This window comes from Hoeflea sp. CAU 1731, assembly GCF_039888615.1.
Taxonomy (GTDB): domain Bacteria; phylum Pseudomonadota; class Alphaproteobacteria; order Rhizobiales; family Rhizobiaceae; genus Flavimaribacter.
Genome location: NZ_JBDQQS010000003.1, coordinates 151,998 through 165,600, shown reverse-complemented (window position 1 = coordinate 165,600; position 13,603 = coordinate 151,998). Strand labels below are relative to the sequence as shown.

12 protein-coding genes are annotated in these 13,603 nt (G+C 61.8%); 11 read left to right on the top strand and 1 reads right to left on the bottom strand.

The window, feature by feature from the left end; all coding sequences use genetic code 11:
- From AAFN47_RS07155 to AAFN47_RS07115, 9 genes are all read left to right on the top strand, one after another.
- A complete protein-coding gene (locus tag AAFN47_RS07155; protein WP_499808518.1) occupies positions 1-864 on the top strand; it encodes an aromatic ring-hydroxylating oxygenase subunit alpha in 864 nt (287 codons plus the stop codon).
- A gap of 5 nt (positions 865-869) precedes the next feature.
- Positions 870-4,013 (top strand): molybdopterin cofactor-binding domain-containing protein, encoded by a 3,144-nt coding sequence (locus AAFN47_RS07150; protein WP_499808517.1) that lies wholly within the window; start codon positions 870-872, stop codon positions 4,011-4,013.
- Positions 4,010-4,501, top strand: a complete 492-nt coding sequence (locus AAFN47_RS07145) for a (2Fe-2S)-binding protein (RefSeq protein ID WP_499808516.1) — start codon at positions 4,010-4,012, stop codon at positions 4,499-4,501. The genes AAFN47_RS07150 and AAFN47_RS07145 overlap by 4 nt, the downstream gene beginning before the upstream one ends.
- Before the next feature lie 15 nt (positions 4,502-4,516).
- A complete protein-coding gene (locus AAFN47_RS07140; protein ID WP_499808515.1) occupies positions 4,517-6,385 on the top strand; it encodes an adenine deaminase in 1,869 nt (622 codons plus the stop codon).
- Positions 6,386-6,511: 126 nt separating this feature from the next.
- The gene (locus AAFN47_RS07135; protein WP_499808695.1) at positions 6,512-7,543 is read left to right on the top strand and encodes an ABC transporter substrate-binding protein; all 1,032 of its coding nucleotides are present in this window, start codon (positions 6,512-6,514) and stop codon (positions 7,541-7,543) included.
- A gap of 71 nt (positions 7,544-7,614) precedes the next feature.
- Positions 7,615-8,439 (top strand): ABC transporter permease, encoded by an 825-nt coding sequence (locus tag AAFN47_RS07130; RefSeq protein WP_499808514.1) that lies wholly within the window; start codon positions 7,615-7,617, stop codon positions 8,437-8,439.
- Between the two features lie 4 nt (positions 8,440-8,443).
- Positions 8,444-9,232, top strand: a complete 789-nt coding sequence (locus AAFN47_RS07125) for an ABC transporter permease (RefSeq protein WP_499808513.1) — start codon at positions 8,444-8,446, stop codon at positions 9,230-9,232.
- A complete protein-coding gene (locus AAFN47_RS07120) occupies positions 9,233-10,291 on the top strand; it encodes an ABC transporter ATP-binding protein (protein ID WP_499808512.1) in 1,059 nt (352 codons plus the stop codon). It abuts the gene before it with no gap.
- Positions 10,292-10,293: 2 nt separating this feature from the next.
- The gene (locus tag AAFN47_RS07115) at positions 10,294-11,682 is read left to right on the top strand and encodes a dipeptidase (protein WP_499808511.1); all 1,389 of its coding nucleotides are present in this window, start codon (positions 10,294-10,296) and stop codon (positions 11,680-11,682) included.
- 19 nt (positions 11,683-11,701) lie between these two features.
- Here AAFN47_RS07115 and AAFN47_RS07110 read toward each other — a convergent pair whose 3' ends face one another.
- Positions 11,702-12,247 (bottom strand): dihydrofolate reductase family protein, encoded by a 546-nt coding sequence (locus AAFN47_RS07110; protein ID WP_499808510.1) that lies wholly within the window; start codon positions 12,245-12,247, stop codon positions 11,702-11,704.
- 98 nt (positions 12,248-12,345) lie between these two features.
- Here AAFN47_RS07110 and AAFN47_RS07105 point away from each other — a divergent pair, with 98 nt between their 5' ends.
- A complete protein-coding gene (locus AAFN47_RS07105; protein ID WP_499808509.1) occupies positions 12,346-12,864 on the top strand; it encodes a winged helix-turn-helix transcriptional regulator in 519 nt (172 codons plus the stop codon).
- Positions 12,861-13,601, top strand: coding sequence for a tyrosine-protein phosphatase (locus AAFN47_RS07100; RefSeq protein ID WP_499808508.1), 741 nt, complete (start codon positions 12,861-12,863; stop codon positions 13,599-13,601). The genes AAFN47_RS07105 and AAFN47_RS07100 overlap by 4 nt, the downstream gene beginning before the upstream one ends.
- The last annotated feature ends 2 nt before the right edge of the window (positions 13,602-13,603 follow it).

Genomic DNA, 13,603 nt, shown 5'->3' with positions numbered 1-13,603 from the left:
ATGACAAAGACCACAGACAGGGCCGTGCTTGACGACTGGTACGCCGTGGAAACATCCACTGATCTGACCTCGAAGCCTGTCCGCACCCGGCTTCTCGGACAGGATATCGCGCTTTGTCGCAACGAGGGCGGAGCCCCGGTGATCCGCGAGGTGATGGAGGACGGCGAATATGGTCCGCCGCTTCCCGTTCGCGAGCGCTACGGCTGCGTGTTCACCACGCTTGGCGCGCCGAACAAGGATATTGTGGAGATCGAGGAATCGCATGAGGCCGATCGCCGTTACGTGCCCTGCGGCTGGGTGACGATGCGGGCCTCCGGGCTCAGGGTCGTCGAGAATTTCCTCGACATGGCGCATTTTCCATTTGTCCACACGGACATCCTGGGCGCCGAGCCTCACACCGAAGTTCCGGTCTACAAGAGCGAAATCCGCCGCGACGTCGACGAAGTGTGGGCCACCAATTGCACGTTTTTCCAGCCGCGCATCGCGGCCACGGAAAACGAAGGCGATTTCGTTCACCTGACCTATCGTGTCCCTTCGCCCTTCACCGTGATGCTCTATCGGGTTTGCCCGACGGCGCCGGATAGGCTGGACGCCATTGCGCTGTTTATTCAGCCTATGGAAGAGGGATACTGCCGCGCGCAGCCGGTGATGTATCTGGTTGACGACCATTCATCGCACACCTCGATCCTGCACTTCGAGCAGGTGATTTTCCTGCAGGACCGGATCATCGTGGAGAACCAGCGGCCGTTGCTGCTGCCGCTCGAACCGCGCCGCGAAATCCCGACTCGGGCAGATTCCTCGTCTGTCGCCTACCGGCGCTGGCTGAAGGAAAAGGGCGTGCGCTTCGGAACCGTGAGGTCCTGAGCCGCATGCGGGTTGTTCATCCCGAAAGTCTGACGGAAGCCCAGGAGATTGCGCGGGACGCCGGCGGGACCGCCTGTTTCGTCGCCGGCGCGACAGCGCTTCAGCTTCTATGGGCGAATGGCGGGGCGAAGCCCGACATCCTGATCGATCTCGGCCAAATTGCCGAACTGAAAGGCGTTCAGGCCGAAGGTGGTCATGTTCGCGCTGGAGCGCTGGCGACCCTCTCCGACGTCTCCAGTGATGTAGGTTTGCAGACGGGCGCGCCGTTGCTTGCCCATGCGATCGGATCAGTCGCCGGACCAGCGGTGCGCAACCTCGCCACGATCGGCGGCAATATCGCCAACCGCAATGGCTGCCTGCTGCCGGTTTTGCTGGCGCTGGAGGCGCGGCTTGTTGTTTTTCGATCTGGCGCGATAGCCGAGATCGCGCTTGGCGACTGGCTGCGAGAAACACCGGCGGCCACGGATATTGTGTGCGCTGTCAATGTGCCGGCGCTCGGAGACGAAGTGGTTTGGATATACCGGAAGGTCGGGTTGCGGCGCACCTTTACGCCTTCGATCGTTGCAATCGCCGGCGTTGTCCACGTCGATAATGGCCGGTTTGGCGAATGTCGAATTGCAGTCGGGGGCGGCGTCGTATCGCCGTCGCGGCTCATATCGACCGAACTGGCGCTGCAGGGAAAGAGCATCGAGTCCTGCGACTGGACAGCGGTTTCGGAAACGATATTGCGGGAAGTCGAGGCGCCTGATGATCTGTTTCGCAGCGGCGCCTATCGCCGCAAGGCGGCGGCCGGGACGATTGTCCATGCGTTGCAGGCGAAACTGGGCGGCGTCGCATATCACGCGCACGCCGACCCACCACCGCCCGCGCTCGCCCGCGGGGAAATCGAGCTCGGAAAGAAGACGCTTCCCGATCGATGGTTCACCCGTCCGGACATGCCGGAGAAAGTCGACGCCACGCTCTCTTATCTGACCGACGTCCGGGAAGACGGCATGCTCGTTGGACGAATTCTGCGAGCCGGCGTTCCGCATGCGAGACTGTTAAGCATCGACGTCAGCGCGGCGGAGGCTTTGCCCGGGGTCGCAGCTGTTGTGACCCACAGGGATATTCGCGGAGAGAACGGCTTCGGCATCGTCTTCCAGGATCAACCCGCGCTCTGTCACGACAAAGTTCGCTATGCAGGTGACCCGGTGGCCGCGGTCGCCGCTGTTGACGCCGCGACGGCCGAGGTGGCGCTGGGCCTTATACGCGTCGCATACGAACCGCTCCCGCTGGTCGACGATCCGGAGATCGCGCTCGATCCTCGAAGCGCGGCTGTGCACGACTCCGGCAATGTGCAGACCGAATTGCATTTCGATCGCGGCGACATCGAAGCCGGGTTTCTTCAGGCGGCGCATGTTGTTGAAGAGATCTATGAAATGCCGCGGCAGATGCACGGCTTCCTGGAAACCGAAGGCGGCTTTGCGCGTCTGGAAGCTGATGGGACGCTGCATGTCGCCGCCGGCGGCCAGCACAATTATCGCGACCGAATGCAGCTTTCCCGGATACTCGGCATTCCCGAGGAACGTATTCGGGTGACGTCCAGTCCGACCGGCGGTTCCTTCGGCGGCAAGGATGAATTGACCGTTCAGCCGGCGCTCGCGCTGCTTGCTATCAAGAGCGGCAAAGCTGTTCGTCTGCATCTCGATCGCACGGAATCCGTCGTTGCCGGGACGAAGCGCAATCCGATGCGGCTACGCATGCGCACCGGTTGCGACAGGGACGGCCGGCTTGTTGCGCAGGAGGTTGACCTCATTTCGGATTCCGGCGCTTACGCGTCGCTCAGCCCCGGCGTGCTCGAAACGGCGCTGGAACACGCCGCCGGTCCCTATGTCATCGCAAATATCCGCACGCGAGGAAGGCTGGCCTACACCAACAATGGCGTGGGCGGCGCGTTTCGCGGTTTCGGCGCCAATCAGATGACTTTCGCAGTGGAGTGCCAAATGGACCGCTTGGCCGGGCTTTGCGGCCTGTCGCCTAGTGACATGCGTCGGCGCAATCTCAGAACGCCGGGCATGCCTGGCTATCTGGGGCAGCGCGTTTCCCTGACCGAGCGCTGCGACGAAATGCTGGAAGCGGCGATGACCAGTCGTCTGTGGTCCTGCGAACGGGGGCTCTCACCTGACGGCGCGGACTATGTCGGCGTCGGCATGGCGCTGAGTTATCAGGGCAACGGTCTTGGCACGATCCCGCATGACGAGGGCGGCGGCGTGCTGAGGCTGGCGGAGGACGGACGCATAGAGGCGCTGCTCGGGCTCGACGAACTCGGGCAAGGGCTGCATGCGGCTATAACCAGTCAGGTGGCTGACTTTGTTGGCTGCACGCGCGACGATGTGCGCCCGATTACCGGCGATACGCTGCTTGCGCCGGATTCCGGGTCAACAACCGCGTCGCGCGGCTCCTACGTGCTGTGGAACACGGCTCGCCGCACCGCGCCGGAGTTTGTGCGACGAATGACGGCGGCGGCTGGCCTGCGCCTCGACAGGGAACCGCAGGACCTGTGTCTGGTCGCTGGCGGGATAGCCGACAGGCGGTCGAACAGCGGCGATCTCCTGATCAGTTATGTGGATCTGGCAGCAGCGCTTGATCCGGCCGAGCGTCCGAGCGTTTCGACGCATTTCGCGTTTCCGAAGACGGAGCATGACGGCGGCAACGCCCGCTACATTTTCGCTTTCGGCGCAACAATCGCGCGCGTTGCAGTGTCACGCGCGACCGGCGAGGCGCGGGTGCTCGATCTGGATCTGCACTCGGCGGCGGGGCCTGTGATCGACGTGGCCTCCTATCTCGGCCAGATGGAGGGCGGCGCGATGCAGGGTCTGGGATTCACCCTGCTGGAAGATTCCCTGATGCGGGACGGCGCCTATCTGACGACCAATCTGGACACCTACATGATGCCGGGCATTGCGGACACGGCCGAGCGGTTGAGCGTCTTCGCGCAGGAAAGTCTTGATGAGGGCGACGATCTGGGGCCTCGCGGCGTCGGCGAACTGGGCATCGCCTCTGTTACGCCGGCGATCGTCAACGCGGTGGGCGACGCCATTGGCTTCTGGCCGTCGCGGTCGCCGCTTTCTCCTGAAGCCATTCACGACTACATGGAGAGGATGCAGTGAGCGCCGCCCGCGTCAGTTTCCGGCTCAATGGCGTCGAACGCGCGCTTGATGTGACGGCGGAAACGCGGCTTTCCGAAATCCTGCGGGATTTGTTATGGCTGACGGCGAGCAAGGTCGCTTGCGGCGTGGGGCGATGCGGGGCCTGCACGGTTTTGATGAACGGAAAGCCCGTCAACGCCTGCCTCGCCATGGCCTGGCAACTGGAGGGCGCGGACATCGTCAGCCCTGAAGGGCTGGATATCCTGCCTGAAACGAGGATTGTCAGGCAGGCGATGACGGAGGAAAACGCCTTCCAGTGCGGTTATTGTGCGCCGGGCTTCGTGACGGTGCTTGTGGGTCTGCTACGCAATGAGCCGGAAGCGGACCTGTCGCGGATCAAGGCGGCGCTGGAAGGCAACATATGTCGCTGCACGGGATATCATTCTATATTGCGTGGCGCGCAGGCCGCCGCCGAGGCGGTTCGCGCCGAGCGCAGCGATTTATCATAAGGCCCATTTAGCGCCATGACCACCAATACAACGTTCGACGTCGAACTTGACGCAGAGACCGAAATCGCCATCCGACAGGACCTGACGCTCACCGCGCTCGGAAAGCGGTCGGCAGACACGGCGCTGCGCGTGGGCCGGCTTCTGGATGTCGCGACGAGAACCTGGAGGCAGGACCAGGAGATCATCATCAAGGGCAGGCGGATCGCCTTTGTGGGCGATGCGGGCAGTTATCCCGGCGAAGTGGAGCGCCGGGTGCACGAGCCCGAGTTTTCCGCCGTGCCGGGGCTTGGCGAAATCCACAAGCACATCGAGAGTTCGCACCTGACGCCGGAATACGAGGCGGCGCTGGTGCTGCCGCGCGGCAACACCTGGACTTGCGAGGCGAGCCATGAGTTTTCCAATGTGAATGGCGCGAAAACCCTCGATTTCTGGCTGACGGCAAGGGCTGCGGGCTCGCCCCTGAAAATCTTTCCGTTGCCGGGCTCCGCGGTGCCGCCAACCGGCTACGAACACGGCGGCGGCTGGTTCGGTTACGAGGAGCAGAACCGCTTCATGCAGCAGAGCCTGATGACGGCGGGCCTCGACGAGGTGATGGACTGGCCGTCTGTCTGGAATCCCGACAATCCGTCTTACGACCGGCTCTGGGGCATGATCCGCGCCACGTTCGAGCGACGGGGCGTCGTGGAGGGCCACGCGGCTGGCATCCGGGATGTTGCGACCATCAACGCCTTTGCGGCGGCCGGACTATCCTCCGATCACGAGGCGTGGACCGTCGAGGAATTCTGGGAAAAGCTGACGCATGGTCTGTTCATGGAACTCAGGATCCACAGCCTGCCGGAGGTCATTGCCGGGCTGCTGGAAAAGGGGCTTCAGGACTGGTCGCAGATTGCGCTTACGACAGACGATCGCAGCGCCTCCGACACGCTGAAGCTCGGCGCGACGGATCACAATGTCCGGATGGCAATCGAGGCTGGTCTCGCGCCTGAAATCGCAGTGCAATGCGTGACCATCAATCCGGCCCGCCACATGCGGCTGACGCCCTGGGTTGGATCGATCGCGTCTGGGCGCTACGCCGATATCGTGCTGGTGTCCGATATGCAGTCCTTTGCGGTAGAAAAGGTCTGGGCCGATGGAAAGCCGGTGTCGGAAGGCAAGACCTATCTTCCCCAAATCCCGCAGATCGACTGGCCGGACTGGGCGACAAAGACCGTGAATATCGGCCGGGCCGTAACGGCAGGGGACTTTCACGTCAGGGCTGAACCCGGCCGCGACACGATGAAGGCGGCGGTGCTTCGGCCGTTTCACTGGACTGATGATTTCCTGACCTTCGATCTTCCGGTCGATAATGGTCTCGTCCAGCGCGACGAAAGCCGCAACATCACCAAATTCGCCATCGTAGACCGGTTCTCCGGAAAGGCGGCGGTGTCGAAAATGTTCTGGCTCGGCTGCGGTCCGCGCACGCCTGACACGGCGCTTGCCTGCTCCATGGCCCATGACAAGCACAACATCTGGTGCGCCGGATCGTCCGACGAGGCGATGGCGGCGGCCGTCAACGCGATTGCGGAGATGGACGGCGGATGGGCGCTGGTTCGGGAAGGCGAAGTGGCGGCGACTGTGCGCTACGAGGTCGCCGGGTTGATGAGCAGCCGGACGGCGGAAGAACTCGACGCCGACATGCAGGCGCTCTACGCGGAGGGCGAAAAGGTCGACTGGATGTACGAACCGACCTTTCACCCGCGCTGGGGACCGGGATTTCCCGAGCGGCTGGCGTTCGCGACGCTGACCTGCGCCCCCTGGCGCTGGGTGCTCGTGGCGCCGAGCGATCATGCGCCGCAGGGTCTGGTCAATGTGGCCACCGGCGAGACTCATCCGGTGGTTTTCTAAGAGGACAATTCACTCGTAGAACCACGATGACCGTCTTTTAGTATTGCTAAAAAAACAGGCAGGAATTACGGTCGCTTAAAAGTCGCGCTCATTCGAAACATGCAACAGAAGGGAATGAAAATGACCATGAAAACATGGATGAAAGCCGCCGTCGCTCTTGGCGCGCTGGCCCTGGGAAGCCAGGCTGCGATCGCCCAGGACAAGACCTTCACCATATCCTGGTGGGGCTATAACGGCGAAAAACTCAACGCCAATATCATCGAGCCTTTCAAGAAGATGTGCGATTGCGAAGTTGTGTTCGAGACCGGCAACAACGCCGACCGGCTGAACAAGCTGAAGATCCGCGGCGGCAAGGGCGTGGACGTGATCTTCCTGACCGACAGCTATTCGCAGATCGGCATCGAGGAAGGCCTGTTTCAGGAAATCGACCGCGCGAAAATCCCGAATGTCGAGGAACTCTACGAACTCGCGCAGGCGCCGCAGGGCAATTACGGCCCGGCCTACACGATCGGCCGCATCGGCGTTGTCTATGACGCCGACAAGGTCGATCCGCCGATCGGATCATGGAACGATCTGTGGCGCGACGACCTGAAGAGCACGATCAGCCTGCCCGGAATCACCACTACGGCCGGTCCGATCGTCGTGTTGCGCGCCGCGGCCCATGCCGGCGTCGACCCCTACACCCAGACCGACGAGGCCTTCGTCGCGATCGAGGAAATCAAGCCGAATGTCGTGAAGAACTACAACACCGGTTCGGAGCTGGTGAACCTGATCTCGACCGGCGAGGCGACTGTCGCCGTGGCGCAGGACTTCACCATGGCTTCGATGACGGCGGCCGTGCCCAGCATGACCTGGGCGACGCTGAGCGACGGCGATATCGCCACTCTCAACACGATCAACATTCCGACCGGCGCCGAGAATGTCGATCTTGCGCTCGAATTCATCAACTTCGTTCTGTCGAAGGACATTCAGCAGACGGAAGCCGAACAGGGCGTCGACGCGCCGGTCAACAAGAATGTTGAACTGACCGAGGAGCAGGCGAAGATCTGGACCTATGGCAAAGAGATGATCGACAGTCTGAACCGTGTCGATTACGACAAGCTGAACGCCGCCAAGCCGGACTGGATCGACCGCTGGAACGAGATATTCGGTTCCTGAAGCAAAACTCTTGCGGCTCCCGATGATCCTCGGGAGCCGCATGTCACGCAGACCGTCCGGGTGATCGACCGATGAAGTACTTCCGCAGCTGGAGCCTGGCGCTGCCCGCCACCCTCGCGGTTTTGCTGCTGCTGGTCATCCCCGTGGCGAGCACCATCGCCACGACGTTTGGCGAGTCCGCCGGACCATTCGCGCCCTATATCGCTTTCTTCAAGAGCGGCTTCCGGCGCACTGTGCTCTGGCGGACCATCGAGGTGGCGCTGATCACCACAGCCATCTCCCTGGTGATCGGTTTCATCACCGCCTATGTGATCGCCCGCATGCCGGGGCGGTTGAAGAGCATCGCGATCATCGCCGCCGTCTTTCCCCTGCTGACCGGCGTTGTGGTGCGATCCTTCGCCTGGCTGATCATCCTCGGCAAGAACGGCATTCTGAACGATTTTCTGATCTGGATCGGTGCAATCGCGGAACCTCTGTCGATGCTCTATACGGAATTCGCCGTGATCATCGCCATGGTCTATCTATTCGTGCCGCTGATGATCCTGACGCTGGTCGGCGTGCTCGAGGGCATTCCGAACGATGTCGTCGAGGCGTCGATTTCGCTCGGCGCTTCGCCGGCGGCGACCTTCCGGCAGGTGGTATTTCCGCTCGCCATGCCCGGACTGATCGTCGGCGCCGTTCTCGTGTTCACCGGCAGCTTTACGTCCTATGCGACGCCGCAGCTTCTCGGCGGCGAGCGGCAGATGATGATGGGCACCTTCCTGTATCAGCGCGCGATGGTGACGTTCGACTGGGTGGGCGCTTCGACCATCGCCACGATCATGGTGGTCGTGACGATCGGCATCGTGCTGATCATGAGCCGGATCGCCCGGCGCCTGAACCCGATGGCGGTGTGAGGTCATGACCTATCGCATCCATCCGGCCCTGATTGTATTCGCTTCGATCGTCTTCTTCTTTCTGCTGGCGCCGCTGGTCATCATCATCGGATCCGCGCTCAGCGACACCACCTATCTGACCTTTCCGCCGCGTGGCCTCACACTGCGCTGGTTCGAGAACATCTTCGAGATGAGCGCGTTTCGCAGGACGGCGATCACCAGTTTTCAGCTTGCCTTTGCCGGCACGGCCTTGTCCCTGCTGGTCGGCATTCCGGCGGCCTATGCGCTCAACCGCTACCGAATCGAACTGCCTTCCTGGCTTTCGACGGTCTATGTGCTGCCGATCCTCGTGCCGGAAATCGTGTTCGGATTTTCCTTGATGAAGTCGGTGACCGTTGGCCTTGAAACGCCGATTTTCCTTACGCTTCTGATCGGTCACGCGCTGCTGGTGCTGCCCTATTCGGTGCGCGTGGTGAGCGCCAGCCTCGCTTCCTTCGACTTCTCAATCGAAGAGGCGGCGATCAGCCTTGGCAGCCCGCCGCTGAAAACCTTCTTCACCATCGTGCTGCCGAACATACGCGCCGGCGTCATCGCCGCCTTTATTCTCGCCTTTATCACCTCGCTCAACGACGTATCGGTGTCCCTGTTCCTGACCGGGCCCGGCATTTCCACCCTGCCGATCCAGATTCTCGCGCACATGGAGCAGTTCTTCGATCCGACCATCGCCTCCGTTTCCGTGCTTCTCATGCTGGTGACGGTCGCCGTGATGGCGATCGTCGAAGCGACCCTCGGCCTGACATTCCTGACCAAGTAGATGACCGTTTCTCTCGATATCGAATCCATCACCGCCCACTACGGCCACACGGAAGTGCTGAAAGACCTGTCGCTTTCGGTGAAGGCCGGGGAACTCGTCTCGCTGCTCGGCTCCAGCGGCTGCGGCAAGACGACGACCTTGCGCCTCGTCGCCGGCTTCCTGCCACCGACGAAAGGCCGCATCAAGCTGGGCGACAAGGATATCACCCGTCTGCCCGCCCATACGAGAAACATCGGCCTGGTGTTCCAGAACTATGCCCTGTTTCCGCATCTGAGCGTGCTGGAGAACGTCGCCTTCGGGCTGAAGCAGCGCAGCGTCGGATCGAGCGAGCGCAGAAAGCGGGCGTCCGAAATGCTCGATCGCGTCGGCCTGTCGCCCTATGCGGAGCGTTTGCCTGCGGCGCTCTCGGGCGGCCAGAAGCAGCGCGTTGCGCTGGCCCGCGCGCTGGTCATCGAACCGCCGCTTCTGATGTTCGACGAGCCGCTTTCCAATCTCGACGCCAAGCTGCGAATCGACATGCGGGTGGAAATCCGCAAGCTGCAGCGGGCGAACGGCACGACCTCGCTCTACGTCACGCACGATCAGGAAGAGGCGTTTTCCATCTCCGACCGTGTGGCGATCATGAACGCCGGCAAGATCATGCAACTCGATCATCCGGAGGTGCTTTACCAGCGGCCGGCCAACGCCTTTGTCGCCCGCTTCGTTGGATTCGAGAATCTCATTGCGATGAAGGTGAGCGAGCGCGATGGAGACCGGGTGACGGCCGAGGTTGAGGGCGGTAGTTCGATTGCCCTGTCCCAGGACAGTCTCGGGCCGATACCCGATGAATTCGTGCTGGCGGCGCGGGCCGACGGCCTGTCGGTGCGCCGGTCGGGCGAGGGACTGCCGGTGACGCTGGGTCTGAGAACCTATCTCGGACGCGCCTACCAGTACCAATGCCAGTCGACAGCAGGCGATCTGGTAGCCAACGGCCCCCTGTCCGACCCGATGGAACAGGGCGGCTCGGCGGTGCTTGCGCCGCATTTCGAGCAATGCTGCATTCTGCCGGTGGAGGCATGACGATGACGACCGAACTGGACGCAGTGCTTGCCCATGTGGACGAATCTCTTCCCGCCAGCCTCGAACGGTTGTTCGAGTTGATCCGCATCAAAAGCGTGTCCACCGAAGCGGTCCATGCGCAAGACTGCCGCGATGCAGCCGACTGGCTCGCGCGGGATCTAGAAGGCCTGGGTTTCGACGCCTCTGTCCGCGATACGGACGGCCATCCGATGGTGGTCGGTCATAACCGCGCCAGCGGCGGTCCGCATATCCTGTTTTATGGCCACTACGACGTCCAGCCGGTCGACCCGCTGCCGCTGTGGGAGACCGATCCTTTCGAACCTGTGATGAAACCGTTGCCGAACGGCGATACGGCGATCGTCGCCCGCGGCGCGTCGGACGACAAGGGTCAGCTCATGACATTCGTCGAAGCCTGCCGGGCATGGAAGGCCGTGACTGGAAAATTGCCGGTTGGCGTGAGCGTACTCTTCGAGGGCGAGGAAGAGGCCGGCAGCCCGAACCTCATGCCGTTTCTGGACAAGACGGCGGCCGAGCTGGCGGCCGACGCGATCTTCGTCTGCGACACGGACATGTGGGACAGGGACACACCGGCGATCATCACCATGGTGCGCGGTCTGGTGAGCCAGGAAATCGAAATCACCTGCGCCGATCGTGACCTGCACTCCGGCATATACGGCAATGCTGCGCGCAACGCCCTGCAGGTGATGGGCGATGTAATCGCCAGCTTGAGGCACGCGGACGGCAGCATCGCGATCGACGGCTTCTACGATGAAGTGCGACCGCTTCCCGAAGAGGTGAGGGCGCAATGGCAAAGCCTTCCGTTCGACGAAGAAGGTTTTCTCAGTGATGTCGGGTTGTCGATCCCGGCCGGAGAAACCGACTTTCCCTTGCTGGAGCAGGTCTGGGCGCGGCCGAGCTGCGAAATCCACGGCCTGTGGGGCGGCTATATGGGCGATGGCTTCAAGACGGTGATCCCTGCGAAGGCGCACGCCAAGATCTCGTTCCGCCTGGTCGAAGGGCAGGATCCGGAGAAGGTGCGGGACGCGTTCAAGGCGCATGTGTGCAATAACATCCCCACCGATTGCTCCGTGACATTCACCGATGTCGCGGCGGCGCCGGCGACGGTCATGGCGCTGGACAGCCCCTTCCTGCGCAAGTCGCTCGGGGCGCTGACCGAAGAGTGGGGCCGGAAGGCGGCGCTCGCCGGAACCGGCGGCTCTATCCCGATCATCGGCGAGTTCAAGAAACGACTGGGATGCGACTCCCTGCTGGTGGGCTTCGCGCGGTTCGACAACCGCATCCACAGCCCCAACGAAAAATACGACCTTTCGAGCTTCCACAAGGGCATCCGCTCCTGGGTTCGCATTCTCGCGGCGCTGGCGGAAGATTGAGCCTGTTGCGCGTCCTTTTTCAGAGCGCGTAACGCAGAATCACCCCGTTTTTCTTCAGGGGCCTGGTTTCCAGCAGGGTCATCGATCGTTTGTTGTCTGCGGGTTTGAAGAGCGGCGTTCCGGAGCCGAGCACGACCGGCGCCAGGCACAGACGCATCTCGTCGACGAGATTATCGCGCAGGAGCGTCGCCAACAGGTCTGCGCTGCCGTAGACATAGATGTTCTTGCCACTTCTTTGCTTGAGCTCGCGAACCGCGTCTGTGATGTCGGCTCCCAGCAAGGCGCTATTGTTCCAGTCAGCTGAATGCAGAGTACGGGACGCGACAAACTTCTCCACGGAATTCATGAAGTCGGCGATCGGCCCCTTTTCCGTCTTCCAGTACTCCGCCATGCCTTGCCAGGTTTTGCGACCGAACAGCAGAGCGCCTGTGTCTTCCGCCTGTTCAAGGCAGAACGCCTCCAGTTCCTCGCCCCAGACATCTTCGTGGAAACCGAGCTCCCAGGGTGTGCTTCCCTCGAAACAGCCGTCCAGCGACATGAGGTTCCAGGCGATGAGCTTGCGCATGACTTCCTCCGCATGAAGTACACTGGTTGCATTTTGAAATCGGTTGCCAGGTGCCATAACTGATCTAATATTGCAACCGGTTTTGAACGAGGCGCCATATGAAATCTGAATTCAGGTCCGGCTGTCCCATCAATCTGACGATGGAGATTCTCGGCGATCGCTGGAGCCTCGTCATCATTCGCGACATGATGTTCGGCAACCGACGGCATTTCCGCGAGCTTCTCAACCAGTCCGAAGAGGGCATCGCCTCGAATATTCTGGCGGCGCGGCTGAAGAGGCTGGTCGAAACCGGCCTGATCACCAGACGCGACGATCCGAGCCACAAGCAGAAAGCGATCTACAGCCTGACGGAAACGGCGATCGACCTGGTTCCGGTGCTGGCGCAGATCGGCGCCTGGGGACGACGTCACCTGCCGGTGACTGAGGAACTCGGCGTCAGGGCGCAATTGCTGGAGGAGGGCGGGCCGGACCTATGGGAAGCGTTCATGGACGACTTGCGGGTTCTGCATCTCGATGCGAAACCTGACGAGACCGGCAAACCGTCTGTGCTGGACCGGCTGAATGCGGCCTATGAGGAGGCCTTGGAGAAGAATCGCGCAAGGGGGAATACACGATGACAACGGCGACACGCATCATAGAGGTGGACGGCGCAAGCAATTTGCGTGATCTCGGTGGCCTGCCGACTTCAGAAGGCGGCAGGATTCGGCGCGGGAAACTCTATCGAAGCGCCAGGCTCAGCGGCGTCACGGAGCGTGGACGCGCGCAGTTGAAGGCGCTCGGCATCGCCGTTGTATGCGACTTCAGGGGCGTGACGGAAAGCGCGAGCGCGCCTTCGGCGATCGACGGAGTGGTGGGACGCATCCATCCGTTGCCTATCGAGCCGACATTGAAAGCCCATACCGGAGCGTTGTTTGGAACAAATGCGACGGAAGGCGTCAAAACCCGCGACGTCATGGTGGATATCTATCGCGTCTTCGGTTCGAGGCGGATCGGCGCGTTCGGCAATCTGATCGGGCTTCTCGCGGATGACGAGACTCCGTTGCTGTTTCATTGCACCGCGGGCAAGGACAGGACCGGCTTCAGCGCAGCCATCATACTTCGTTTGCTGGGCGTGCATATGGACGACATCATGCACGACTATCTGCTGACAAATGACCACTGGAAAGGCACCGGCCTGCTCGATCATCTGCCCGATGAGGCGCGCAAGGCGATCGAGATGGTCGATCAGGCCTACCTGGAGGCAGCCTTCGAATCCGTCGATGCGACCTATGGATCGTTCGACAGCTATGCGGAGAAAGTGCTGCGTCTCGACAATGATGCGATCGATCACCTACGGTTACTCTACGTCGAGTAGCT